The 24,179-nt window shown below is 61.4% G+C and carries 20 protein-coding genes and 1 tRNA gene; 9 read left to right on the top strand and 12 right to left on the bottom strand.

The window, feature by feature from the left end; genetic code table 11:
• Positions 1-55: 55 nt before the first annotated feature.
• From HMPREF2879_RS01335 to HMPREF2879_RS01355, 5 genes are all read right to left on the bottom strand, one after another.
• Positions 56-649 (bottom strand): flagellar type III secretion system protein FlhB, encoded by a 594-nt coding sequence (locus HMPREF2879_RS01335; RefSeq protein ID WP_049349909.1) that lies wholly within the window; start codon positions 647-649, stop codon positions 56-58.
• A 107-nt stretch (positions 650-756) separates the two neighbouring features.
• A complete protein-coding gene (locus HMPREF2879_RS01340) occupies positions 757-1,494 on the bottom strand; it encodes an organic solvent tolerance protein OstA (RefSeq protein WP_239663321.1) in 738 nt (245 codons plus the stop codon).
• A gap of 252 nt (positions 1,495-1,746) precedes the next feature.
• Complete coding sequence (locus HMPREF2879_RS01345) at positions 1,747-2,412, bottom strand: hypothetical protein (protein ID WP_044150051.1); 666 nt, start codon at positions 2,410-2,412, stop codon at positions 1,747-1,749.
• 1 nt (position 2,413) lies between these two features.
• Entirely contained in the window at positions 2,414-2,923 is a 510-nt protein-coding gene (locus HMPREF2879_RS01350; RefSeq protein ID WP_070832225.1) for an asparaginase domain-containing protein, read from the bottom strand.
• 168 nt (positions 2,924-3,091) lie between these two features.
• Positions 3,092-3,164: transfer RNA gene (locus HMPREF2879_RS01355), tRNA-Lys, on the bottom strand.
• A gap of 85 nt (positions 3,165-3,249) precedes the next feature.
• Here HMPREF2879_RS01355 and HMPREF2879_RS01360 point away from each other — a divergent pair.
• The 6 genes from HMPREF2879_RS01360 (at position 3,250) to HMPREF2879_RS01385 (ending at position 10,494) form a co-directional block, all read left to right on the top strand.
• The gene (locus HMPREF2879_RS01360) at positions 3,250-3,954 is read left to right on the top strand and encodes a histone acetyltransferase (RefSeq protein WP_070634639.1); all 705 of its coding nucleotides are present in this window, start codon (positions 3,250-3,252) and stop codon (positions 3,952-3,954) included.
• Positions 3,955-4,420: 466 nt separating this feature from the next.
• Positions 4,421-5,038, top strand: a complete 618-nt coding sequence (locus HMPREF2879_RS01365) for a hypothetical protein (protein ID WP_005504391.1) — start codon at positions 4,421-4,423, stop codon at positions 5,036-5,038.
• Positions 5,038-6,072 (top strand): inorganic phosphate transporter, encoded by a 1,035-nt coding sequence (locus HMPREF2879_RS01370; RefSeq protein WP_070634640.1) that lies wholly within the window; start codon positions 5,038-5,040, stop codon positions 6,070-6,072. Before HMPREF2879_RS01365 ends, HMPREF2879_RS01370 begins: the two co-directional genes overlap by 1 nt.
• A 142-nt stretch (positions 6,073-6,214) precedes the next feature.
• Positions 6,215-7,258, top strand: a complete 1,044-nt coding sequence (locus HMPREF2879_RS01375) for a glycosyltransferase family 2 protein (RefSeq protein ID WP_070634641.1) — start codon at positions 6,215-6,217, stop codon at positions 7,256-7,258.
• Between the two features lie 2 nt (positions 7,259-7,260).
• On the top strand, positions 7,261-9,003 hold the full coding sequence (locus HMPREF2879_RS01380; protein ID WP_070604981.1) for a polysaccharide pyruvyl transferase family protein: 1,743 nt from the start codon (positions 7,261-7,263) through the stop codon (positions 9,001-9,003).
• Between the two features lie 162 nt (positions 9,004-9,165).
• The gene (locus HMPREF2879_RS01385) at positions 9,166-10,494 is read left to right on the top strand and encodes an FUSC family protein (protein ID WP_070634642.1); all 1,329 of its coding nucleotides are present in this window, start codon (positions 9,166-9,168) and stop codon (positions 10,492-10,494) included.
• Between the two features lie 132 nt (positions 10,495-10,626).
• Here the strand turns inward: HMPREF2879_RS01385 and radA are convergent, their stop codons facing one another.
• Entirely contained in the window at positions 10,627-12,060 is a 1,434-nt protein-coding gene (radA, locus tag HMPREF2879_RS01390; RefSeq protein WP_070634643.1) for a DNA repair protein RadA, read from the bottom strand.
• Between the two features lie 208 nt (positions 12,061-12,268).
• Between radA and disA the strand changes: the two genes are divergently transcribed.
• Both disA and HMPREF2879_RS01400 read left to right on the top strand, forming a co-directional pair.
• Positions 12,269-13,345, top strand: coding sequence for a DNA integrity scanning diadenylate cyclase DisA (gene disA, locus HMPREF2879_RS01395; protein ID WP_070634644.1), 1,077 nt, complete (start codon positions 12,269-12,271; stop codon positions 13,343-13,345).
• 100 nt (positions 13,346-13,445) lie between these two features.
• Positions 13,446-13,685: a hypothetical protein gene (locus tag HMPREF2879_RS01400; protein WP_049349900.1), complete on the top strand. Its 240-nt coding sequence runs from the start codon at positions 13,446-13,448 to the stop codon at positions 13,683-13,685.
• A gap of 120 nt (positions 13,686-13,805) precedes the next feature.
• Here the strand turns inward: HMPREF2879_RS01400 and HMPREF2879_RS01405 are convergent, their stop codons facing one another.
• Positions 13,806-14,597 (bottom strand): hypothetical protein, encoded by a 792-nt coding sequence (locus tag HMPREF2879_RS01405; RefSeq protein ID WP_049352742.1) that lies wholly within the window; start codon positions 14,595-14,597, stop codon positions 13,806-13,808.
• A 93-nt stretch (positions 14,598-14,690) separates the two neighbouring features.
• Here HMPREF2879_RS01405 and HMPREF2879_RS01410 point away from each other — a divergent pair, with 93 nt between their 5' ends.
• A complete protein-coding gene (locus tag HMPREF2879_RS01410; protein WP_070634645.1) occupies positions 14,691-15,743 on the top strand; it encodes an HhH-GPD family protein in 1,053 nt (350 codons plus the stop codon).
• A 134-nt stretch (positions 15,744-15,877) separates the two neighbouring features.
• Here HMPREF2879_RS01410 and HMPREF2879_RS01415 read toward each other — a convergent pair whose 3' ends face one another.
• From HMPREF2879_RS01415 to HMPREF2879_RS01435, 5 genes are all read right to left on the bottom strand, one after another.
• Positions 15,878-18,460, bottom strand: a complete 2,583-nt coding sequence (locus tag HMPREF2879_RS01415; protein WP_049360022.1) for an ATP-dependent Clp protease ATP-binding subunit — start codon at positions 18,458-18,460, stop codon at positions 15,878-15,880.
• A gap of 1,117 nt (positions 18,461-19,577) precedes the next feature.
• The gene (locus tag HMPREF2879_RS01420) at positions 19,578-19,931 is read right to left on the bottom strand and encodes a histone-like nucleoid-structuring protein Lsr2 (protein ID WP_049360019.1); all 354 of its coding nucleotides are present in this window, start codon (positions 19,929-19,931) and stop codon (positions 19,578-19,580) included.
• A gap of 677 nt (positions 19,932-20,608) precedes the next feature.
• A complete protein-coding gene (gene lysS / locus HMPREF2879_RS01425) occupies positions 20,609-22,192 on the bottom strand; it encodes a lysine--tRNA ligase (protein WP_005504365.1) in 1,584 nt (527 codons plus the stop codon).
• 52 nt (positions 22,193-22,244) lie between these two features.
• Positions 22,245-23,192, bottom strand: a complete 948-nt coding sequence (panC, locus tag HMPREF2879_RS01430; protein WP_049340443.1) for a pantoate--beta-alanine ligase — start codon at positions 23,190-23,192, stop codon at positions 22,245-22,247.
• On the bottom strand, positions 23,189-24,151 hold the full coding sequence (locus tag HMPREF2879_RS01435) for a Rossmann-like and DUF2520 domain-containing protein (protein WP_070634646.1): 963 nt from the start codon (positions 24,149-24,151) through the stop codon (positions 23,189-23,191). The genes panC and HMPREF2879_RS01435 overlap by 4 nt, the downstream gene beginning before the upstream one ends.
• Positions 24,152-24,179 lie beyond the last annotated feature (28 nt).

Raw genomic sequence — 24,179 nt, forward strand, 5'->3', positions numbered from 1 at the left:
GAATAAAGTTATCGGTGAGCCGCAGGTCCGGGACCCGCAGCCAGAATCTGCAAGGCTAAATCAGGTAGTCCTCGCTGCGGCGCAGGCGCCAATCACGGCGCGCTTCCATGTACGAACGCGACTGACGCGACCACACCAACGCCAACGCGACCACACACACCAGCATGTACGGTGCAGCAATATATACCGGCGTGTACAGCGGGGAGGCGCTACTGAGCAGCAGCTCAACATCCTGGCTCGGCGCACCATTCAACGTACCCAGAAGAGCCGCGACTGCCAGCATAATCAGCAGGGATGCCAACACACCCAGCGCCAACGCCACCGACAGCACCAGCGCCGCCCAACGGTAACCGCGCAGGTACGCCACCGTGCAGAAGCCGTGCAGGGTTACGTTACCGAAGGCGCTAACCAGCAAGAACATCACCGGGTAGTACGCCTGCGCCTCCACCAGCGACTGGGCACGCCAGGTCGAAAAATGCGATAGCTGCGTCGTCGCATACGTGACACCCGTGTACCCAATCAGCACCAGCCAGCCCACAGCAATAGCGAGCAGAACCCAACCTGCCACCGACACGAGGGTCGGGGTGGCAGGCTTCGTAGGATGGGTGGTGTTCGGAGCGGATGGCGGAGAGGACTCAACGGCGGACATAGCGGAATCTTTCGGATGTCGGCTGATAGTGTGCGGAAGATGTATGAGCGAGTGTGTGGTGTGTGGGTGGCGGCGCGGTGTTCATCTACCGCGCCGCCTCAAAAACTTTAGGAAGAAATAGACGGATCAACCGTCGCAGAAATACTGTCAGGCAACGACGGCTGATCTGCCCGATTCGCCATCGCAATCCTCAAATTATTGAAGCGGTAAATGGTCAGCAACGATAAGCCAACCTCGCTCAACCAGACCAGGCCCAAAAGAACGAGCACCAGCATGGGGTCAAGCCCCATCGAAACCCCAGCCCAGTCAAGCATCAACAACAGGAACGTGATGGGTGAAAGCACCAGCCCCACCGCAACATACCCGATGAGGGAACAGATAGCCCAGACGCTATACACGGAGGCATCCGCCGAATCACGAGGAGGGCGCATCAGAGGCCACATCTGAACCACCAGGTAAAGAGCAGCCACAAAACCAAAGCAAATCGCCAACGGCTGCGTGTACTGGGAAATAATGAGGCCCTCAACCAGGCTCAAAATACACAGAATAACCGCGCGGACCAGCAGGTTCTTCTTGAGCATCTGCTGGCGCTCCTTCACCTCATCAGCGGTATAGGTGCGCAGAAAAGCGGGAACCTGACCCTGCCCCGGGAACGGCGGTAGAGGACCCGTCGGGTGTGTACGCACCACAATCGGAGGGTTCGTACCATCCTGAATGATGACGGTAGAAGTCGCCGAAATAACCGGATGCGAACCAGTCACCACCGGCGGCACGTTCAGCGGAACGGACACCTCCGGCGTAGCAGGAGTCACGTGACGGATAGGCGCCTGAAAGCGGGTCTGCATACTGATATCTTCATCCGGGTGTTCTGCGGATGAAGCGGCATCTGTGTTCAGGTGTGTAGCGCCCATGAGTGGCCTCCTGGCAGGTGCGGGTCGTGTTTCTGTCTCTACCGTATCACGCGTACTTTAAGGGAATCTGAGCAGTAGCTGGGCGTCGCGGGGAGCGTGTCACACCGCCGCTTATCGCCTCGTTATCACCCCGTCGGAGGCGCGGATACGCGGGGTAGAATCCCCGCCCGCCGGGGCGCGTTAGCCCTACTCCGCTACCTGCGAAGCCTCCGCGTTCGGGTCCTCTGCATGCTGCTGTTCTGCGTTCCGCTGTTCTTCCTCTTGCTTCTTCTGCGTCAGACGCAAGCTCCTACGAACCGCCAAACTATAGAACAGCGAGAACAGAACCTCCAACGCGAACGACGCCATGACCGTCAGCAAGCTCACCGTGTAGAACACGCCCACACGGTCCAGCAGCGTCTGCGGACCCTGCACCGTCACAAGCGCATAGGCAAAGAACGCCGTCATAATCGCCGCCGCGACCCCGGACGCTGCATTCGCCAGCAACACCAACTTCACCGAACGGTTCGCCCGGTAAATCATGGCAACCCACATATGCATCACCAGATAGACCAGCGGCACCGCACCAATCGGGAAAAGCGTGACGCGAATGAAGTAATAAACAGTAATCAGCGAGGGTACGACCAGCAGCAGCACACGCACCAGGTACAGGTTCTTAGCCGGCAGCGGGTAATCACTGGTGACATTCCAGAACTCATCAGCCTGCTGCTCCAGCTCATCCATAGCCTGCAGCTGCATAAGCTGCGCCTGCGACATATGCTCCTGCGGCACAAGATCCGAGGAGCCCTCAACCGGCGCAAGCTCAGCGGCAGAAACCGGTTCACCCCGCCGCATACGAGCGGAATCAGCCATCCTAGCCCTCAAAAATGCCGCGCGAACGGTCCTTACGCACGCTCTCAGCAGGGAAAATACGACCGCTCATGCTGATGTACACACCCGGCTCCAGCAGATTCAGGGCGGCAATAGCGGCACCCAGGTTGAAGCCTGCATCCGAACGAGCCATCACGGCGGGCTGCATCGCACCGGTCAGCACCACAACCTTATCGCCCAGGTCGGCGTGCTCCACCAGGTAGCGGGCAGTCTCCGGCATGGTGTCAGTACCGTGAGTGATGAGCACCTGGTCGTTAGTGACAGCGTTCAGCGCCTCGGTCAGCTCGGCACGATCCTCATCGGTCATGTCCAGGCTGTCCTTGCCAATCAGCGGGCGAATATCAAAACGGATATCGGTAATCACACGGTCCAGCAGATCCTTAGCGGCAGGCTCACCAATATCCATGGTGCCCGCCACCGAATAGAACTTATCAATCGTGCCGCCAGTGGCAAGAATCGTGATCTCTTCGGGGTTCTTAATGGTGACGCTCACGGGTTTCCTCATCTTTTCGGGTCAACGTACACAAATCAAAACTGCCAGGCGAACCCGGCAGGACACGCCCCACCACACGGGATAGGCACGAGGTAAGACCACGCGCATGAGGGTGAAGACGCAAAAACCCGCCGACCCCCGCAATGCGGGAGGCGACGGGTCGGCTAGTGCGCCCTGTGGGGCTCGAACCCACGACCTGCGGATTAAAAGTCCGTAGCTCTACCGACTGAGCTAAAGGCGCTCCATCCACACAAAATTGAAAGTGTGCAGATAGAAATACTATACACTACCGACCCCAGCGCAGTGGCGGTACACTGGAAAATCCTATGTCTACACCCGCATCATCACCCAGCGCCTCCGGGCGCACCCGACACCGAACCCACCACCGACCCGTCCTCTACTCCGCCGAAAAGTTTGAACGCCACGAAGGCGGCATGGACCCCGCCGCACGCGAAGAGGCGGCACACGCCTCCGCACGTATCCTGCTGATGCGCGGACGCGGCACCGACGAGCAGATGACCGAGCGGCTCGTCAGCTTCACCGACGACTACGGTATCGAAATGCTCGCCGAACTCTGGTCCCACGCGAGCGCCCACTCCCTGCCGGGTGCGCTGTGGCGCATGTACTGGCTGCGGGATACGGTGCACCGTTCGCCGCGCGGGGTGAGCCGCGCCTTCGAGCTGGGCATGGCAGAGGATTACCGTTCGCACGTGGTGGCGGGTGTTCCCGACCCGCCGAGTGCCGAGGAGGTGGTCCGCACGATTGATGAGATTCTGGCGGGCTTGTACACCGGCGATATGGATATTGCGATGGAACGCTGCGCCGCGTTTGCGCACGTGGTGGCGTTGGGTATTCGTACCGATTATGCGCGCTCTGCCGGACAGGATGGTGCGGTTCCGGGTAGCCACGAGGTGAAGCGTGAGGCGGTGGAGCGTCGCGCTCGTATGCCGCGTCAGGCACAGCAGATGGAGCAGATTGCGCACGATTTGGAGGCGGTCGCCGCCCAGCTGCGCGCCGTTGAGGCTAGTTAACAGGCTAACGGGGGTTCCGGGGCTGATTCTGCGCAGGAAAAATCGCAACCCAACCTCGAAGCATTTTAGTCTTCTGCAACGTTTGAGCACCTAAAAATACGGGTTCGTGCCGCGAATTGGCACAGGTTCCACATTGGGCCGCAAAGGCCTGAAAAGCCTGTTTCCGATTGACTCTGCACCGGGTGCGGGTGGATAATAATTACAAGATGTCGGGTTGCTAATAGGTAGCCCCGGGCTCCAAATCTTTAGCCGCTTCGAGCGGCCTTCCGCCGAGAGGCGCTCCCAACCCGACATCCCTAAACGTTCCGGTGGGGGTCGAGAAATCGACCCCCACCGTTTTTCGTTTAAAACCCCGTCTAGAAGCAGCCGTCAGCTCGGCGCGATTGCGCATAAAAACCGTGTGCCCCGTGAGATACCCCCGAGCTGCGCGCACCCGCAACCCCCGATACTGGTTAGACTGGGAACTATGCTGCACCGACTTTTTCCCCACGCTAACGAATCCCTCGCCTCCCTCGCTGAAATTTCAGCGCAGGTCGGTGAGGCCGCCGCGTTGCTCTCTGAAATGGTCGGCTCCCCCGTCGCGGAGTACCCCGAACTCTTCGAACGCATGCTCACCCACGAGGCGGACTCCACGAACCTGCTGTTCCGCACCCTCACCGAGGTGCGTAGCTCCTTCTCCCCACCGATCCCGCGTGAAGACCTGTACACGCTGGCACGCAAGCTCACCAACGCCGTTGAGAAGCTCACCAGCGCCGCGCACGTGCTGTCCCTGCACAGCATTGACGGCTTCGCTACGCACATCACCTCGATCCTGGACATTATTCAGCGTCAGGCGGTGCTGACCGCCGCCGTCATCCCCAAACTCGCCGACATTCGCGGCCTCGACAACTACTGGATGGACATGCTGCGCATCTCCCGCCAGGCGCTGCGCACCGCCGAAGAATACGACGCGTACATTGCCGAACGCTACACCCCCGAACGGTACCGCCGCTACGCCACCTTCCTGGCGCAGCTGACCGCCGCCTCCAACGCTATGCGTGATGTGTCCGCCGAGATCGGCCGCATTATCGTTCAGGAATCCTAATGCTCCTGGGTCTTCTAGCCTGTTGTGCCTTCATTGCCGCGGTCTACGTGACCGGTGTGCACGACGCCTCAAACGCCGTCGCTGTTCCGGTGCGTACCCGCGCCCTCGGCGAGCGCTCCGCCCTGTACCTTGCCGCGCTCTTCAACGTGCTTGGTGTGGTCGGTGCGTTCCTGCTGCTCGGTGAGTATTCCGCCTCGTGGGTGAGTGCCCCGGAGGGTACCACCGGCCTGAACGGCATCGTTGCGGCGCTGCTGGTCTGCGCTATTTGGGGTGTGCTCACCTGGTTCCTGCGGTTGCCTTCCTCCTCGACCCACGCGCTGGTGGGCGCCCTCGCGGGTGTGAGCTGGTGGACCCAGACGAAACTCGAGGACGGCGCTGAAGGATTCGGTTCCCTCGCCTTCCTGCCGCATATTTTTGGGGCGACCCTACTGCCGCTTTTCTACCTGCCGCCGCTCATTTTTCTGCTGTCCTGGCTGATGGTGGTGCCGTTCTACCGGCTGGTGGTGGGGCACAACCCGCGCCTGGTGAATCAGCGCGCCCGTGAGGTGCTGGCGGTATCTGCCTCCGCAATCTCTCTGCTGCACGGTCTGCAGACCGGCTACCTGTACCTGCTGCTGTGGGCGCTACTGAGCGAACGCATCATGGATCCGGCGCTGATTCAATCCCTCACCTGGGGCGGGATGCTGCTGGGCACCCTCATTATTGCCCTCAGCCTGGGTGCCGGTACGCTGACCGGTGGCCGCCGCATCGGCTACACCTTCGCCTACAAGATGGTCCGCCTAGACCCGTTCCGTGGCGCGGTCGCTCAGGGCACGACCGCGGTGGTTCAGGTGCTCGGCTACTTCCTGCTGCAGGTGCCGTTCTCCTCCTCGCACCTGGCGACTGCATCGGCGCTCGGCGCGGGCGTGAACCAGCGTTTTAACGCGTTGAAGTCCAGGATTGTTCTGCAGATTCTTCTGGTGTGGCTGGTAACCATTCCGGCGTGCTTTGTGCTCGGTGTGCTGGCGATGGTGGCGCTACAATCCATCAGCTAGTTTTTAGCGGCGGTGCATGCCCCTGCATGCTCACTGCCGCGGGATAGCCGGGCGGCGGGTTGAGTCTGAACAGTGCACACCCTCATAATGGGTTGAGTTCTTGGGCTGGCACGCGCCCACTCACCCTCGACTGATTGTGGTTATGTCTTCTCCTACCGTAGCTATTCTGGTCCGCACGAAGGACCGCCCCCGCTTCTTGAGCCGCGCCCTGGAGAATATTGCGCAGCAGACCTTCACCGACTACACGGTCTGCGTGATCAACGACGGTGGCGACGAGCAGGCAACCCGCACCGTCATTGAGGCATCCCCGCTGGGTTCCGGTCGCGTGCAGCTGCTGACCACCGCCGGCGGCAACATGGAGGCGGCATCCAACGCCGGTTTGGCGGCGACCACCTCCAAGTACGTGGCGATTCACGATGACGACGACCTGTGGGCACCCGAGTTCCTGGAACGCACCGTCGCGGCGCTCGAAGAGAGCGGCGCGCTCATGTGCACCACCCGCATTGTGGAGCGGTACGAACGCGAGAACGCCGACGGCGAGTTTGAGGTGTACGAGGAGCGTATTTTCCACGACGGCCTGCCCGGCATGGGTTTGCAGTTCCTCTTCCGCACGAACCGTGCCGTGCCGATCGGTATTCTCTACCGCCGCAGCCTACACGAGCTGGTCGGTTTCTACGATGAGTCCCTGCCGGTGGTCGGCGACTGGGAGTTCAACATGCGTGCCGCCTCCGTTGCGGATATTCTGCTGGTGGATGAGCCGCTGGCGTACTGGTCGCTACGCCCCGACGCAGAAGGTGCCGAGGCGAATAGCGTGAAACGTCAGGCTGATCACGCCCGCTTCGATTCGCTGGTGCGCGCCCGCGCTATCCGCGAGGATCTGCAGGCGGGTGCCCGACCCGGTGCGTACCTGTATCAGGCGCATTTGGCGGCTGACCTGGAGCGTCGCGTGATTGACGGGCACGATCTGACCCGCGAATCCCTAGATATTCTGCGCTCCATTGAGAGCCGCCTGGAACGTATCGAGGCCCGTCAGCAGTCTATTGAGAACCGCCAGCAGGCTATTGAGGAGCGTCTGCGGGTTCTGAAGCACCTGCGCACCCCGGGCCGCGCGCTGCGTTCCTTGGCGAAGCGTTCCCTAGTTCGTCGCGGTGCTGAGGCTGAGTCGGCAGATCAGAAGGGCGCATAGCCATGACAGAGAACAATCATTCTTCTACAGCACTGCCCGTTACTGAAGCACCGCGCGTGCTCGTCATTGGCGATATCGGCCAGCACACCTACCACGTGGGCGACGAAGCCATGACCATTGCGAGCGCTCAGGCGCTTTCCGAAGGCGGCGCGGCGGTCACCCTCATGACCCGCGATGTGGGCCATTCGGCGCGCTATATTGGCGCAGCGGTGAATCATGAGGCGGCACAGCATGAGGCGGGCGCGCCCTACGAGTACCTGCCGTTTTTCCTCTTCCCCTGGGCGCCGGCTGAACGCGAGCTGACCCTCGCGGCGTTCGAGTGCGTCCTGACGGAGCTGCACGCCGACCGAGAGCGCCCCTCCGTTACCGAGCTGGTGGCGTTACCGCAGGTGCAGGCGCTGCCCGAGGTGTTGCATCCGCTGGAGCAGACCGTTGAGCGCATGGTGGAGTTCGCGGACTCCATCGCCGCAATGGATGCGATCGTGGTCTCCGGCGGCGGTAACCTCAACTCCCGTTACGGTTGGCTGCTCTACGAACGTGCCGCCGCGGTGCGTGCCGCCGAGCATGCGGGCGTGCCCGTGTACGTGACCGGTCAGTCCCTGGGCCCGGTCCTCAGCCCCGAGGACGCGCAGGTTCTAGAGCGCATGCTGCGCACCGCCCGCTCGGTGACGGTGCGTGAACGTTCTTCCCTCGCTTGGTGCCGTGAGCGGGGTATTGACGCGCGCCTGAGCGTGGACGACGCCACCGACTACCCGGTGGCTTCCCCAGCGCGTACCCTGCACTATGCGGAGGGTATTTCTGCAGGTCAGGCGCTTGATGAGCTGCCGGAGCACTACGTCTGCGTAACCGTCAACGAATGCACCAACCAGCAGGCGCAGCAGATTGCGCGCCTACTCGACGGCATGTGGCGCGAACACGGCTACGCACCCGTTTTCCTGAGCCACTACGGTGACCCGCAGGACCCGACAAGCGGCGATATTCAGGCGCACCAGCGCATCGCCGAGCGGCTCAGCCCATCCACCCCGGCGACCCTGCTACCGATTCTGCACGCCGACCAGAGCATCGCCGTGCACCGTGCGGCGGCGTTTACTCTGACCAGCCGCTACCACCCGGCGGTGTTCTCCGCCGCGGCGGGTATTCCCGTGCTTGCCCTCGTGCCGGATGCCTTCACGCAGATGCGCGTGGGCGGCGCCCTGAGCCTGTACGGGCTGGGCGAGTTCACCCTGCCGTTGGGCATGCTCGCCGGTGGTGTTCCCGAGCTGATGGTTGCCGCCGCCCTGCGACACGCGGCGGTGACATCGGATGCGCGCCGCACCGAGCTGCTGGAGGTTCTGCGAGCCGAACGTGCCTACCTGCTGGCGCAGATTCTTGCATCTGGCGCAGAAAAGCTGGACGAAGTAGAGGCACCCGCGCCCTTCCCCGCCGTGGAGCAGGTTCCGGCGCTCCCCGAGCCGCTGGGTGCGACCGTCCGTGCCGCCCGCGAGCTCTTCACCGAAACCTCCCTCACCGCGGGGTTCGAGTGGGCGATGTCTGACCGGGCGCATTCCTGGGATGCCGAGCACCGCCGGCAGCTCGAGCGCGCCCGCACAATCGGTGGCGGGTACAGCGCGCACGGTATTCACGGGGCGCACGGTGCAGAACAGACGCGCCCCGTCACCGTTGAGGCTTATTCTGAAGCACCCGCCGAGGCGCATCCCGCCCAGCCGGGTCTGCTGGCGAGGGTGGCGCGCCGCCTCCGCGGCTAGATTCGCGGCTAAGCCCCTTGCACTGAGGTTTCGGCACGCAAGCTGAGGTTTCGGCACGCAAAACCGCCCAAGCCGAGGCGCTAAGCGGGGTTCGGGGCGCGGGGTCTCTCACACTTCAACCCAACACTCCCCTACCCCCTTGTGCACCGCATGTGCGCCGGTATGATGGTGCCCATGGCACGATTCGCAGACATTCTACGCACTACTGAACAGAACACCCGACAGTTCATTCATGAGGGTATTCACCGAGTCCGAGCAGACTTCTTTCAGTCTGTGCAGATTGTTGCGGCGTCTATGGGCGCTTGGCTTTTCGCTGAGCGCGTCCTGGGCCACCACGAGCCCATTTTCGCGCCGGTGGCTGCCCTCGTATCCCTCGGCTATGTAAGCGGTGCTAAGCATTCCCGCCGAATCCTTGAGGTCTCCTTCGGCGTGACCCTCGGCATTCTCATTGGCGACCTTCTGCTGATCCTGCTCGGTCACGGTACCTGGCAGGCGGCAGTGGTGCTTTTCTTGACCGTGATTATTGCCCGATTTATTGATAAGGGCATTATTTTTACGATTCAGCTCAGCTTCCAGGCCTGTTTCACGTTGCTGCTGCCCGTACCTGACGATGCGTTCACCCGCAGTTTTGACGGTATCGTCGGTGGCGCGTTCGCGTTCCTCGCGATGTATCTGATGCCGCGCGACCCGCGTAAGAACCCGCGTGCCCGCGCGCAGGCTCTCATGGATGCGTTCGCGAAGGTTTTCCAGCTCTCCTCCGAGGCAATCCGCTACTACGATTACAACAAGGCGTACCAGAGCCTGCTCGATGCGCGCGCCCTGCAGCCGCTCTACGATGCATGCCGCGGTGACCTGATTACCGCGCAGGGCATGAGCGAGCTGTCCTGGAATAGCCGCAAGAGCAAGGGCGAGCTGGCGCGCATGGCGAAGACCCTCGCCGCGGTGGATTTGGCGATTCGTAACGACCGCGTGCTCAACCGCCGCATGGCGTCCACGATTCACCACGTGCAGCTACGAACTGCCGCGCAGCTTTCACTCAGTGACGCGCTGACCGAGCTGTCGTTGGCAGCGCAGAGCCTCGGCCTGGGCATGTCTGCACCGACGGAAGGCGAACGCGAGCACTACATGATGGAGGCACGCGAACGCATGATCAAGCTTGCCGGCACCCTCGAGCCGCGCACCATGGGTGTGGCGACCTTTGAGGGCGAGTCGCTGGTGCTGATGCTCCGCCTGATTGTGGTCGACTTTTTGGAGGCGACCGGCATGTCCCACAAGGACGCCGTGGCGGTTCTGGTGCCCCTGGGCGAGGCGGTCACGAAGCATGCACCACGCACCTCGGCAATCCCGATTGTTGACGCTGACATGGACGACTCCACGGTGGTTGATGACGTGACCGATAGCGCGGTGAACACCCACCACACGAACAAGCTCAACACCCGCTCGATCAACATCATGTTGCACGAGAACGAGGAGGAGAGCCGCTCCTCCTAGCGGGTTTCTGGAGGGTTTCTAGCGGGGTCAGCGGCAACCCATCAAGACGCAACGGAGGGGGCTCCCGGCCGGTATTCACGCCAGCCGGGAGCCCCCTCCTCCGCTATCTCTATGCTGTTGATGCGCGGGTGGTTACTTCTGCGGGAAGAGCAGCGCGAGCGCCTCACCCAGGGTGGTTACCTCACGCACGGTGACCCCCTCGGGCACGTCCCCCACACCGGTCGGGGAGGCGGGCACCAACACGTGCGTGAAGCCCAGGCGGCCCACCTCCGCAATGCGCTGGCGGATGCCCGGCACAGCACGCACCTCACCGGCCAGACCGACTTCACCGAAGACCGCGAGCTTGCGCGGTAGCGGCTTATTTTGTGCCGCTGAGGCAAGCGCCATGACGCACGCCAGGTCGGCGGCGGGCTCGGCAATTTTTGCGCCGCCCACCGTGGAGACGTAGCAGTCGAGCTTGCCCACGTTCAGCCCGGCGCGGCGCTGCAGTACCGCCAGCAGCATCTGAATACGCGCCGAATCCAGGCCCGAGACGGTACGGCGAGGGGCGGGCGCCACCGCCTGATCCAGTAGCGCCTGTACCTCCGCGAGCAGGGGTCGGCGGCCCTCCATCGTGACGGTCACGCAGGTGCCCGCCACCGGGTGCGGGGTACTTGAAACGAACATGCCGGAGGGGTCCAGCACGGGCGCGATGCCGTCCTCGTGCATGTCGAAGCAGCCCACCTCATCGGTGGGTCCGAAGCGGTTCTTAATCGCGCGCAGCATGCGGATATTCGAGTGCTTATCGCCCTCGAACTGGCAGACCACGTCCACCAGGTGCTCAAGCAGGCGCGGGCCCGCGATGGTGCCTTCCTTAGTCACGTGACCCACGAGCAGGGTGCACATGTTGCGTTCCTTAGCCGCGGCAATCACGGAGGCGGCAACCTCACGCACCTGGGTCACACCGCCGGCGCTACCCTCAACTTCCGCGGAGGCGAGGGTCTGCACGGAGTCAATGACCAGCAGGGAGGGGTTGATCTGCTCAATATGCGCCAGGGCGGTGCCGAGGTCGGTTTCGCTGGTCAGGTAGAGGGTGTCCGCGATGGCGCGGATGCGGTCGGCGCGGAGCTTGACCTGCGCGGCGGATTCCTCGCCGGTAATGTACAGGACCGGGCGCGGCGGCTGGGGCGCGATATTCTGCACCCCCTGCTGCCCCGCGATCCCGGCGGTGCCGCGCGCGAAGGTGGCGGCGACATCCAGCAACAGGGTGGATTTGCCCACGCCGGGTTCGCCCGCCATGAGGATGACCGCGCCGGGTACGAGTCCGCCGCCGAGCACGCGGTCAAATTCGGGGTTTCCGGTGCTCATGTAGGCGGCTACGCGCGAGTCGACTTCTGCGATGGGCTGGGCGGGTTTCTGCACGCTGGATGCGGCGCGGGTGCGCGCGCGGGTGCCCCCGGCGGCTTCTTCGACGGTGCCCCAGGTTTGGCATTCGCCGCAGCGGCCTACCCATTTGGCGGTGGTCCAGCCGCATTCGGTGCAGCGGTAGGCGGGTGCGGTTTTGGTGTTTTTCGTACGCGCGGTCATGGGTCTATTTTAGGGTCTTGGGCGATATGGTGCGCGGTGTTTGGTCACGGCGAAATGGGGTGCCACAGAACGCATTTTTACTCTTAAACGCAGATAGTTTAGCCCGGTGCACTCCCGTATAAATATCGAGAATATCCGTTCGTTTTTGAGGCACTTTAGCCCGCCGTTCCGCCCCTGACCTGGCTCAATAACCACCCTTACGGGTACAATGGTTTTCGTGCAGATGAATTATAGTGACCTATTGCTTAAAACTATCGCCCGAATCGCCCCCGGCACCGAGCTCCGCGAGGGCCTGGAACGCATCATGCGTGGCCGTACGGGCGCACTCATCGTACTCGGATCCGACCGCACCGTATCCTCCCTGTCCTCGGGCGGTTTCAACATCGACACTGAGTTCTCGGCAACCCGCCTGCGCGAGCTGGCGAAGATGGATGGCGCTATCATCTGCGACCGCGACGCCACCCGCCTGTTGCACGCCGGCGTGCAGCTCATGCCGGACGCCTCCATTGAAACGAACGAGTCCGGCACCCGCCACCGCACCGCCGAGCGCACCGCGATTCAGACCGGTTTCCCGGTGATTTCGGTGAGCGCGTCGATGTCCGTGATTTCGGTGTACGTTGACGGCACCCGCTACATGGTTGAGGACAGCCAGTACCTGATGGCTCGCGCAAACCAGGCGATTCAGACCCTTGAAAGCTATAAGAAGCGTCTGCGTTCGGTGCTCTCCAACCTCTCCTCCCAGGAGATTGAGTCGAACGTTTCCCTGAGCGACGTGGCGATGACCCTGCAGCGCATGGAGATGGTGAACCGCATTATCCGCGAGGTCAGCCACTACGTGCTGGAGCTCGGCGTGCACGGCCGCCTGATTGCCCTGCAGCTGGAGGAGCTGCGCGCCCCCGAGATGACCGCCAGCGACCTGATCCTGCGCGACTACCTGCCCGAGGTGAACGACGAGCTGATTACCGCCGGCGTTGAGGCGCTTCAGAACCTGGACGATATGGACATCGTGGATCTGCGCACGATTGCCCGCACCGTCGGCTTTGGTGAGAACCCGGACCTGGAGTTCCCCCTGCAGCCGCGCGGTTTCCGTCTGCTCGCCGGTATTCCGAGCATCCCGAACGCTATTTCTGAGCGTCTGGTGGAGCGCTTTGGTAGCCTGCAGGCACTCATGGCGGCGTCCCTTGAAGACCTGCGCGCTGTGGACGGTGTGGGTGAGGCTCGTGCCCGCACAGTGCGTGAGCAGCTCTCCCGCATGGCGGAGAGCAGCCTGGAGAAATATCTCTAAGTCAGCGGCGCGTAATCCCCCCCCCCGGAGAATATTTTTGCGCTTATGATGCAGTGACAGCGGAGTTTTCTCCGCACCTTGACACCCCAAGGAGGTCACAATGTCGTACTCACAAACCAAGTATCCGTCGACCAAACGCCCCGTCCCGTTCTTTGTGTGGGCGTCCCCCATTCTGTTCCTGATTTACCTGCCGCTACTGTGGTTCAAGGTCATCCCCAATTCTTTTGAGGTGACCGACCTGTCCACCCTGCTGCTGGCGGCACTGCAATGGACCGCATTCGGTAGCCTGCTCGGGTACCTGGGCGAGCGCCGCTTCGCCAAGCCCCGCGCCTCCAAGTAATAGCCAGACAAAAGCTCATACGAGAAGCCCCCGCGCCGGAAGAACATCCAGCACGGGGGCTTCTCACGCCCGCACGGGGGCTTCTCACGCCCGCACGGGGGCGAAAACTATAGAAGTGAACTACTGAATCACGAAGTTCACCGGAGCCGAGCTCACACCATTGACGGTCACCGCAGCCCAGTAGGAACCCTTCTGAGCGGCCGAAGCGGAGGAGCAACCCAGCACGTTGATCTTACGGTCCCACGCCAGGTCGGTTGCGCCCTCGGCACCTGCGGCCACCTCAGACTTCTGAACGGCGGTCGCCGCGCACAGGCTGCGGGTGTACACCTGAGCCGCACCGGAGGTGATGTTCAGGTCCACGCCGGTGTTCGCGCCCTCGCCACCCACAGCGCAGGGGGTCTTCGAGGAGTTCGTGTAGGTCACGTGGAAGGACACCTGCTCACCGGCTGCGAAGGTACGCTTCGTGGGGGTGACGGTCACCTTCAGGTCGTTCGCGGTGCACGCCGCAACAACAGCCGCAGTGGTCACCGAGGGTGCGGGGGTAGTCGGGGTCGCCGCGGGGGTGGTTGCCGCAGGGGTTGCCGCGGCGGTGGTCACGCTTGCAGTGGGTGCCGCAGAAGCGGTCACCGAGGGGGTTGCCGAAGCAGTAGCCGACGCGGTTGCAGAGGCAGTCGCGCTAGCGGACGGGGTGGCCGAAGCAGTTTCGGAGGGGCGAGCGCTGAAGCTCTGGAAGGGCGCGCCGGAAGGCGTCGCGGTGGAGGCTACAGTGGCGTCCTTCTTGCCGTTAATCATGCCGACCATGGAGGTCACGCCAGCGACCAACAGCAGAATGACAGCGAGCAGAGCAATAACCGCCACGATGCGACGGCGGCGGTAGACTTCGGGAGGCAGAACGGGACCATTTTCAGACATACTCTTAAGGATACCGGGTTTAACCCTGAGAATCACAGTGAACTCTGTTCATGCAGTTTTGGGAATATATGCCCTGTGGCGTAGGCTTTTCGGATGACCACAGAAGCATCCACCCCTACCCAACACCTCCCTGAAGGAACTAATGTTGAAGCGCTTCACCAACGCATCAACCAGTGGTTCCTCGACCAGGCACGCGACCTTCCGTGGCGCCGCGACGAGTGCACCCCCTGGGGCGTGATGGTCAGCGAGTTTATGCTGCAGCAGACCCCCGTCAAACGCGTTCTACCCGTGTGGGAGGAGTGGATGCGCCGCTGGCCCACCCCCGCCGACCTTGCCGCCGAGCCCGCCTCGGAGGCGGTGCGCGCCTGGGGCCGCCTGGGTTACCCGCGCCGCGCGCAGCGTCTGCACGGTGCCGCTGTGGCGATTGTGGAGCAGCACGGCGGTAAGGTTCCCGCCGACTACGAGGAGCTGCTGGCTCTGCCGGGCGTAGGTTCTTACACGGCGGCGGCGATTAGCGTGTTCGCGTTCGGTCTGCGCGCCACGGTCATTGATACGAATATCCGCCGCGTGCACGCCCGTGCGGTATCCGGTAAGGCGCTACCCTCGCGTTCGTTGACGGCGGCTGAGACTCGCCTGGCGGAGGCGCTCATGCCCGCCGATACCCCCACCTCCTGCCTGTGGAATGCGGCGACCATGGAGCTCGGTGCGCTGGTCTGCACGGCAAAGTCCCCGACCTGCGAACTGTGCCCGGTGGAGGATCTGTGCGCCTGGGTTGCGGCGGGCAAGCCGGAGGCGGACTACACCCCCAAGGGCCAGAGTTGGCACGGCACGGACCGCCAGGTGCGCGGTGCGGTCATGGCGGTGCTGCGTGCGGCACATGAGCCGGTGAATCGCGAGCTCATCCTGGGTGCGGGAGTAGGTGCGGGTGTAGCCTCGGCTGGCGATACGACCTCTTCACCCGTTGCAGCCTCTTCGCCAGACTTTACGTTCCCGGCTGATGCACCCGCCGCGGTGCATCGTCCACTGAAGGCGCTGTACGCCCTCTCCCCCGCCACCGAGCAGCTGCAGCGCTGCTACGCGGGGCTGCTGGCGGACTCTCTCGCCCGCGAAGTCACGCAGGGCGATAGTGTGCTCGTCTCGCTCTAGTACCCGCCGCAGAGGAGCTCCTGGAGCCTCCCAAAAGCATAGAAACGCCTGTGGGGCGGCACCGGATGATTCCGGTACCGCCCCACAGGCGTTTAGTGCGCTAAAGCCTAGCTACCTAGAGCTTATTCCAGAGCCTAGTCGTTGCCCTGACCCTCAGCGGCAGGTGCCTCAGCTGCGGGAGTCTCAGCGGGAGCCTCGGAAGACTCGCCCTCGTTCAGCTCCTGCACCGAGTCCAGAGCCAGCTCCTTCATCGGCTGAGAAGAGAAGACGAACTTCGCGGAGTCGCCCTCGCCCTCAACGTCCACGGTGATCTTCTCACCGGGCTTGATGTCGCCGAAGAGGATCTTTTCAGACAGGGCGTCCTCAATGTTGCGCTGCATCTCGCGGCGCAGCGGACGAGCACCCATGGACGGGTCGTAACCCTTAGCCGCCATGAGAACCTTCGCAGCATTAGTCAGCTCAATGGACATATCCTGCTCCGCCAGACGCTTAGCCAGGCGACCCACGAACAGGTCCACGATCTGCAGAATCTCAGACTCGGAGAGCTGCGGGAAGACAATGATGTCATCCACACGGTTCAGGAACTCGGGGCGGAAGTGCTCCTTGAGGTTCTCCATCACGCGTGCCTGCATGCGCTCGTAGTCGGCTGCGGTGTCATCCATCGCCTGGAAACCAACCGGGATGCGGCGGTTCACGTCACGCGAGCCCAGGTTGGTGGTCATGATGATGACGGTGTTCTTGAAGTCCACCACGCGACCCTGCGAGTCGGTCAGGCGACCGTCTTCCAGGATCTGCAGCAGCGAGTTGAACAGGTCGGCATGAGCCTTCTCAACCTCGTCGAACAGGACCACGGAGAAGGGCTTGCGGCGGACCTTCTCGGTCAGCTGGCCGCCCTCATCGTAGCCAACGTAGCCGGGAGGCGCACCGAACAGACGGGAGACGGTGTGCTTCTCCTGGTACTCGGACATATCCAGGGTGATGAGCGAATCCTCATCGCCGAACAGGAACTCGGCAAGAGCCTTGGCAAGCTCGGTCTTACCCACACCGGTCGGGCCGGCGAAGATGAACGAACCACCGGGGCGGCGCGGGTCCTTCAGACCTGCGCGGGTACGGCGGATAGCGCGGGACAGTGCCGCAATAGCGTGCTCCTGGCCGATAACGCGCTTGTGGAGCTCCTGCTCCATGGTCAGCAGGCGGCTGGACTCTTCCTCGGTGATCTTGTAGACCGGAACACCGGTGGAAGCGGCCAGAACCTCAGAAATAACCTCGGGGGTCACGGTGCCGAATGCGTCGCCGCCTTCGCGCCATGCCTTCTCGGCTTCTTCCTTCTCAGCCAGGACCTTCTGCTCCTGATCACGCAGGCCTGCGGCCTTCTCGTAATCCTGGGAGTTGATGGCGTCTTCCTTCTGCTGGCGCAACTTGGCTGCCTTCTCGTCGAGCAGCTTGATTTCCGGGGGTGCGGTCATGCGCTTGATGCGCAGACGTGCGCCCGCCTCGTCAATCAGGTCGACAGCCTTATCCGGCAGGAAGCGGTCAGAGATGTAGCGTGCCGCAAGGTTCACGGCAGTCTCAATGGCCTCGTCGGTAATGGTGACGCGGTGGTGCGCCTCGTACTTATCGCGCACACCCTTGAGGATTTGCACGGCAAGCTCCTGAGAGGGCTCCTCAACCTGAATCGGCTGGAAGCGGCGCTCCAGAGCGGCGTCCTTCTCAATGTGCTTGCGGTATTCGTCCAGGGTGGTTGCACCGATGGTCTGCAGTTCGCCTCGAGCCAGCATGGGCTTGAGGATGGAGGCAGCGTCAATCGCGCCCTCTGCGGCACCTGCACCAACGAGGGTGTGAATCTCGTCAATGAACAGGATGATGTCGCCGCGGGAGCGGATTTCCTTCAGGACCTTCTTCAGGCGCTCTTCGAAGTCACCGCGGTAGCGCGAACCTGCGACCAGGGAGCCGAGGTCCAGGGTGTACAGGTGCTTGTCCTTGAGGGTTTCGGGAACGTCACCGTGCACGATAGCCTGTGCCAGGCCCTCCACGACGGCGGTCTTACCGACGCCGGGCTCACCAATCAGCACGGGGTTGTTCTTAGTACGGCGGGAGAGGACCTGCATGACGCGTTCCATCTCCTTGTGGCGGCCGATGACCGGGTCCAGCTCGCCCTCACGCGCTGCTGCGGTGAGGTTGCGGCCGAACTGATCCAGGATGGTCGAACCCGCGGGAGTGCCTTCGCGAGAGTTACCTGCACCCACGCCGGCGGTTTCCTTATCGCCAGAGTTGTTACCGGGGTAGCCGGAAATCAGGTCCATAACAGCCTGGCGCACGGCAGCGGGCTCAGCGCCCAGCTTGACCAGCACCTGGTTTGCCACGCCCTCGTTTGCACGAACCATGCCCAGCAGGATGTGTTCGGTGCCGATGTAGCCGTGGTTCAGCTGAATAGCCTCGCGCATGGACAGTTCGAGAACCTTCTTCGCACGCGGGGTGAAGGGGATATGGCCGTTAGGCGCCTGGGGGCCGGGGCCGACGATGTCCTGAACCTGCTCACGTACTGCGTTCAGGGTAACGCCCAATGATTCCAGGGCGCGGGCACCGATGCCTTCGCCCTCGTGAATCAGACCGAGCAGAAGGTGTTCGGTACCGATATAGTTGTGGTTGAGCATGCGTGCCTCTTCCTGGGCAAGCACCACAACACGCCGAGCTCGATCGGTAAAGCGTTCAAACATTTACGCACTCCTTGCATTTTCCTATTGATACAAGAGTACGTTGAGCGCGGCTGAAAGGGCGGGCTGATGGGCGTCTGTTCGCCATCAAGAGAACAGATGAGCTGTTCGGGGCGTTTTAGGCGCGGTTTCGGGGCTTCTGGCGGGGTGCAGGGGTAGTTTTGAGGGGTCTAGCTCACGCAGGTGAGCCTACCTGAAGGTGGATGGGTGCCGCCAGGTCGGTGCTAGCTGTTTTTGTCGGTGCTGACTGCTTCTCCCGAGGCCAGCTGTTTTTGCCGGGGCTAGCTACTTTTGCCGGTCCTAGCTGCTTTTCCCGGGGTTGGCTGCTTTTCCCGGGGTTTCCTGTGCAGAGTGTGCGCATATTGCCGTCGGATGTACCGCGGACAGGTGCTACAAGTGGGTTCCGAGGGTCTACGGTGCCGATACGAGGGTTTGCGGGAGGGGCGAACACACAAGAACCCACATAGACCAACACCTAAACCGCTTGTTTCCTGCACGTGCATGAATATATTGCAGAAATTTTTAAAAATTTATATGTTTAAGTGAGAAATTTCAATAATTCGCAAAAAATATTTGCCGGATAACGCGGCGCTTATTTTCCGGATAATTCCCGCATCATTTCGGCGCCCCATCAAGAGATAATCCGTAAGTTCTGAAAGCCCCACCGAAGATGCAGGGCTCCCAATTATTCGAAAATTTCAGTCAGTACATTCCAGCCCCTTCGATGGAATACCCAACGCAACGATCGCATGAATATCACAGTGCATATCCCCCGCTTTGAAGAGATTAATGCACCATTACCTTTAGTGTTCCTGCCGATGCATGAAATCTAAATGGGGAGCCTGAACTCGACACCATATTGCGCATCCGATTCTCGGATCTTCCTCCTAATAATTCAGAAGCGGGCATCAGCAAAGGATCAATATATTTTACATGTAAATAGTTAATTGGGGTGGGTGATATAAAAACACCCCACCACCCCCAGCAGATATGCAACTCATATCAAGAAATACCGGGGCAAAACTAAAGGCGGACAGTGAGAACACCATCCGCCTTTAGCGCCCGGAGGATTAGAACCCTAAAGCACTAAACCCTCCGACAACGTGAATACTGAGAGCCTTTAGCCCTGAGCCTTCATTGCTTCGTAGTATGCGTCCTGAACATCCTGGTGGATGCGGCCACGGTCAGAAACCTTGTGGCCGTTAGCCTTAGCCCATTCGCGGATTGCTGCGGTCTCGGGGTTGCGCTTAACCGGAGCAGCGGTGCCACGGGGAGCACGGGTGCGCTGGGCAGCGGTGCCCTGCACGCGGCGGGACTTCGCTACGAAGGGGCGGATAGCGTCACGCAGGCGAGCTGCGTTTGCGGAGGACAGATCGATTTCGTAGTGAGCGCCGTCCAGGCCAAAACGGATAGTTTCGTCTGCGGGGCCGCCGTCGAGATCGTCTTCAAGGATGATGCGAACCTTCTGTGCCATTGAGGCACCTCCTCATCTGTTGCATATATCCTGTGGAGTAAACTCAAAAGCCTCTATCGGGATTGAGAAAATAATGTGCCGGATATATTTATGTACTAATTTTCTTTCATATAGTAACAGAACTGTATTAAAAATTCCGAAAATATTCTGAGCATTGAAACAATGCACCAATCACCCGCAGCGATATATCGCTTCTGTGCATCCCCGCTAAATCTGCACTCGCTACAAGAACATTAAAGTGAAGTTTAGAGTGCAAATACTTTGGATTCTTCCAGACAGCAGACACAGCCCCCAGAGACAAAGACACCTAATAATGCGCCCCGGCGTCCCCGACAATCTGAGCGCAATATAGCGCCCGCACGAGCCTGCACATTAGACCATTCACACCATACATTTCAGCCCTATTCAAAAGCGAAATTCTGCCACCTCTCAACCCCTCATTATTTTCTATGTAACGCGTTCATGCATAAGAGCAGAAACCCCCGCCAGAGTGAATAGAGCAGCATAAATCAGCACCAGAATAGAGTAAAAACGCCCCTGACCTGTGTAAATAAACAGAAACCCCACCCCAGAAGCTATACACCGTGCAAAAGAGTACACAGAAAACGGCGGGTGCCGCAGATACAACCGTATCCGCGGCACCCGCCGCATTATCACCTCATGCAGAAGTCAGAAGCTTAGGCTTCCGGCTTCATCAGGGGGAAGAGAATAGTCTCACGAATACCGGGCTGACGCACCACAGTACCCGGACGCTCCGGATCCTGATCGCCCGCCAGCAGCATAATCAGACGGTCAATGCCCAGACCCAGGCCACCCATCGGGGGTGCACCGTGCTCCAGGGCGCGCAGGAAGTCCTCATCCAGCTCCATCGCCTCATCGTCACCGGCAGCAGCCAGCAGCGACTGAGCGGTCAGGCGCTCACGCTGAATGACCGGGTCAATCAGCTCGGAGAACGCGGTACCGCGCTCCATACCGCCAATAATCAGGTCCCACGCCTCAATCAGGGGCTCACCGGAACGGTGCGGGCGAGCCAGCGGCTGAGCGCTCGGCGGGTAATCGTACACGAAGGTCGGGTTCACCAGGGTCGGCTCAACGATCTCTCCGAAGAGCTCGGTCACCAGCTTCTCAGCGTCCCACTTCGGGTCGATGTCCACCTCGTGCTTCTCAGCAATTTCGCGCAGAACGGAAGCGTCAGTCTCGGGGGTGATCTCAACGCCCACAGCCTCGGACAGGCCCGGGTACACGCCAACCCACTTCCACTCACCAAACAGGTCAATGGTGCCGTTCTCAGTCTCAATACGCTCAGTGCCGACAGCCTTCGCGCAGCTCTGGATAATCTCCTTCATGCGCTCAGCCATCACAAACTGGTCAGCGTAGGTTTCGTAGCACTCCAGGGTGGTGAACTCGGGGCTGTGGGTCGAATCCACGCCCTCGTTACGGAACACGCGGCCAATCTCGTACACGCGCTCAATACCGCCCACCACTGCACGCTTGAGCGGCAGCTCGGTCGCAATACGCATCGTCATCGGCTGATCAAAAGCATTCAGGTGGGTGCGGAACGGGCGAGCCGTCGCGCCACCGTGCACCAGCTGCAGAACGGGGGTCTCAACCTCAATGTAGCCGTGATCCTCCAGCACGCGGCGGACGGTTCGGGTAATCAGGGCGCGCTTCTTCACCAGCTCGCGAGCCTCCTCGCGAACCATCAGGTCCAGGTAGCGCTGGCGAACGCGGGTTTCCTCGTTCAGGTCCTTGTGCAGAACCGGCATGGGGCGCAGCGCCTTCGACGCCATCTTCCAGTCGGTCACCATAATGGACAGCTCACCGCGGCGAGAAACAATCACGCGACCGGTCACGAACACGTGGTCACCCAGGTCAACCAGGGACTTCCACTCAGACAGGGACTCCTCGCCCACCTCAGCCAGCGACAGCATCGCCTGGATACGCTTACCCTCGGTACCACCCTGCAGGGTCGCAAAGCACAGCTTACCGGTGTTACGGACGAACACCACGCGGCCACCAACATGCACCACACGGTCAGTCTCGTCGCCAGCCTTCAGCTCCTCAGCAGCCAGCTTCGGATCGTACTCGGCGCGCAGATCCTCAATGTGGTTGGGCTCCACGCGGTTACCCTCAGAATCCAGCAGACCCACCGGGTATGCCTCGCGACCCGACTCGATCAGCTTCGCACGCTTTTCCAGGCGAATCTGCATCTGCTCGGACATATCAGCAATCGCCGGTGCGGCAGTGTGCTCAGTGCTCACAGTGATACCTATCTGTGTAGTGTGTTGGGGACTCTTCTAAACGAACGAACGCTTAGCGCAGGTCCATGTTGTCAATCAGGCGGGTCGGTCCAACGAACGCAGCAACCAGTGCCAGCACTCGCTCCGACTCCTCAGTCGGCTCACCGAAAGTCATCGGGTCGACCAGTTCCAGGTAGTCAAGGCGCACACCCGGAGTGGAGTTGATACGCTCACGCGCACCGTCCAAATCAATCTCGTGGAAGCCACGGTTCAGCGAATTCTCACGCAGCATCGCCAGGGTGCGGGACAGCACCAGGGCAGACTCGCGCTCCTCATCCGACAGGTAGCTATTACGCGAAGACAGCGCCAGGCCGTTATCTTCGCGAACAATCGCCACAGGGCGCATGGTCACGTCGTGGTTGAAATCGCGCACCATACGCTGAATCAGGATGTACTGCTGAGCGTCCTTCTGACCGAAGTACGCATTCACCGGGTGGTTACCGGCTGCGGGGCGAATAATGTTGAAGAACTTATTGACCACGGCCAGCACGCCATCAAAGTGGCCCGGACGGGTCGCACCCTCAAACTTGGTGCCCAGCTCGCCGCTCGAAATGCGGATGAGCGGGTCACCGTCGGGGTACATCTCTTCAACCTCGGGGGCAAAAATAATGTCAACACCGGCGGCACCAGCCAGGGCAGCGTCTGCCTCCAGGGTGCGCGGGTATGCTTCGTAATCCTCGCCGGGGCCAAACTGCAGCGGGTTCACGAAAATGGAGGCGACCACTACATCGTTCTGTTCAGCGGCGCGACGCAACAGGGTTGCGTGGCCGTCGTGCAGGGCGCCCATGGTGGGCACGTAGCCCAGGGATGCGTTCTTGTACTGAACTGCGGTGCCGTTCTGCTCCGCCTCCTGGCGGGCTGCCCGGTCCAGTTCTTCCTGCGCTGCGGCAAGGGATTCGGTGATTGCCGTGCGGAAATCCGCAATGGTGGTCACGACTCGGGGCATCGAAGTCTCAGTCATGACGAGAACTCCTTGTTTTCGGGGGCTGAATCATCAATATCGCCGGGGTGGTTGCGGTCCGAAGACTCACCCAGCAGATTCTCAATTCGTCCCAGTTGTTCATCGTTTAACAAACCTCTATTATGCGCTCTTTTTGCGGTTGCGTGTGCCAGAGCGGCATAAGAGTCTGTAATATCACCTGTTTTCTCATGCTCTGAGTACTCATTCAGAGCCTGAAGGTGAGCCTTTACGGTGCCTGCGTCTCCACGTGCCACGGGCCCGGTGAGAGCACCCTCACCGCTGGCGAGCGCATTGTCCACGGCGGCTCGCACGAGGGGGCCCATGTAGCGTGCCGGATCCTCAATACCGATGGAGGCGAGCATCTGCTGGGACTGACCCAGGATGGTCACGAGGTGGTTCGCGGCGTGCGCCAAGGCTACGTGGTAGAGCGCTCGGTCAGCCTCGGCAACGTGCACGGGTTCGCCGCCCATCTCCACCACGAGTGCCTGAGCAATCGGGATGAACGGTGCAGGCCCGGTCACTGCGAAGCAGGTGCCGTTCAGACGCTGCAGGTCCACGGACATGCCGGTAAACGTCATGGCGGGGTGAATCGCCAAACCGATAGCGCCCAGCGCGGTCGCCGGTGCGAGAACCTCGGTGCCGTGACGGCCGGAGGTGTGCACCAGAATCTGACCGGCGGTAATACTTCCCGAGGAGGCCAGGTAGGTGATGAGGCCCGGCAGCTCATCATCGGGAACCGCAAGAATCAGCAATTCGCTACGCTCAGCAATCTGCTCCACCGGCAGCAGCGGCACATCGGGAAGCAGCATCGCGGCGCGCTCCTGAGAAGCCTCAGACACCGCGTGAACACCCACAATAGTGTGCTCACAGGCGCGCAAAGCCGCACCGAGGACGGATCCGACCCTCCCGGCGGAAATAATTCCAATGCCCAAACGCGCAGGTTTTGAATGCTGTATCACGGCTTTAAGTATATTCTCCCTTTCACGC

Source organism: Rothia sp. HMSC069C04 (assembly GCF_001812895.1).
Lineage (GTDB): Bacteria > Actinomycetota > Actinomycetes > Actinomycetales > Micrococcaceae > Rothia.

Excerpts from the sequence above, each read along its gene's own strand:
- HMPREF2879_RS01375 (WP_070634641.1), top strand. The coding sequence starts at position 6,215 with ATGTCTTCTCCTACCGTAGCTATTCTGGTCCGCACGAAGGACCGCCCC.
- HMPREF2879_RS01345 (WP_044150051.1), bottom strand. The coding sequence starts at position 2,412 with ATGGCTGATTCCGCTCGTATGCGGCGGGGTGAACCGGTTTCTGCCGCT.
- HMPREF2879_RS01415 (WP_049360022.1), bottom strand. The coding sequence starts at position 18,460 with ATGTTTGAACGCTTTACCGATCGAGCTCGGCGTGTTGTGGTGCTTGCC.
- radA (WP_070634643.1), bottom strand. The coding sequence starts at position 12,060 with ATGACCGCGCGTACGAAAAACACCAAAACCGCACCCGCCTACCGCTGC.
- HMPREF2879_RS01365 (WP_005504391.1), top strand. The coding sequence starts at position 4,421 with ATGCTGCACCGACTTTTTCCCCACGCTAACGAATCCCTCGCCTCCCTC.
- HMPREF2879_RS01360 (WP_070634639.1), top strand. The coding sequence starts at position 3,250 with ATGTCTACACCCGCATCATCACCCAGCGCCTCCGGGCGCACCCGACAC.
- HMPREF2879_RS01340 (WP_239663321.1), bottom strand. The coding sequence starts at position 1,494 with ATGCAGACCCGCTTTCAGGCGCCTATCCGTCACGTGACTCCTGCTACG.
- HMPREF2879_RS01410 (WP_070634645.1), top strand. The coding sequence starts at position 14,691 with ATGACCACAGAAGCATCCACCCCTACCCAACACCTCCCTGAAGGAACT.
- HMPREF2879_RS01335 (WP_049349909.1), bottom strand. The coding sequence starts at position 649 with ATGTCCGCCGTTGAGTCCTCTCCGCCATCCGCTCCGAACACCACCCAT.
- HMPREF2879_RS01420 (WP_049360019.1), bottom strand. The coding sequence starts at position 19,931 with ATGGCACAGAAGGTTCGCATCATCCTTGAAGACGATCTCGACGGCGGC.
- HMPREF2879_RS01385 (WP_070634642.1), top strand. The coding sequence starts at position 9,166 with ATGATGGTGCCCATGGCACGATTCGCAGACATTCTACGCACTACTGAA.
- disA (WP_070634644.1), top strand. The coding sequence starts at position 12,269 with ATGGTTTTCGTGCAGATGAATTATAGTGACCTATTGCTTAAAACTATC.
- HMPREF2879_RS01400 (WP_049349900.1), top strand. The coding sequence starts at position 13,446 with ATGTCGTACTCACAAACCAAGTATCCGTCGACCAAACGCCCCGTCCCG.
- HMPREF2879_RS01370 (WP_070634640.1), top strand. The coding sequence starts at position 5,038 with ATGCTCCTGGGTCTTCTAGCCTGTTGTGCCTTCATTGCCGCGGTCTAC.
- panC (WP_049340443.1), bottom strand. The coding sequence starts at position 23,192 with ATGACTGAGACTTCGATGCCCCGAGTCGTGACCACCATTGCGGATTTC.
- HMPREF2879_RS01380 (WP_070604981.1), top strand. The coding sequence starts at position 7,261 with ATGACAGAGAACAATCATTCTTCTACAGCACTGCCCGTTACTGAAGCA.
- HMPREF2879_RS01405 (WP_049352742.1), bottom strand. The coding sequence starts at position 14,597 with ATGTCTGAAAATGGTCCCGTTCTGCCTCCCGAAGTCTACCGCCGCCGT.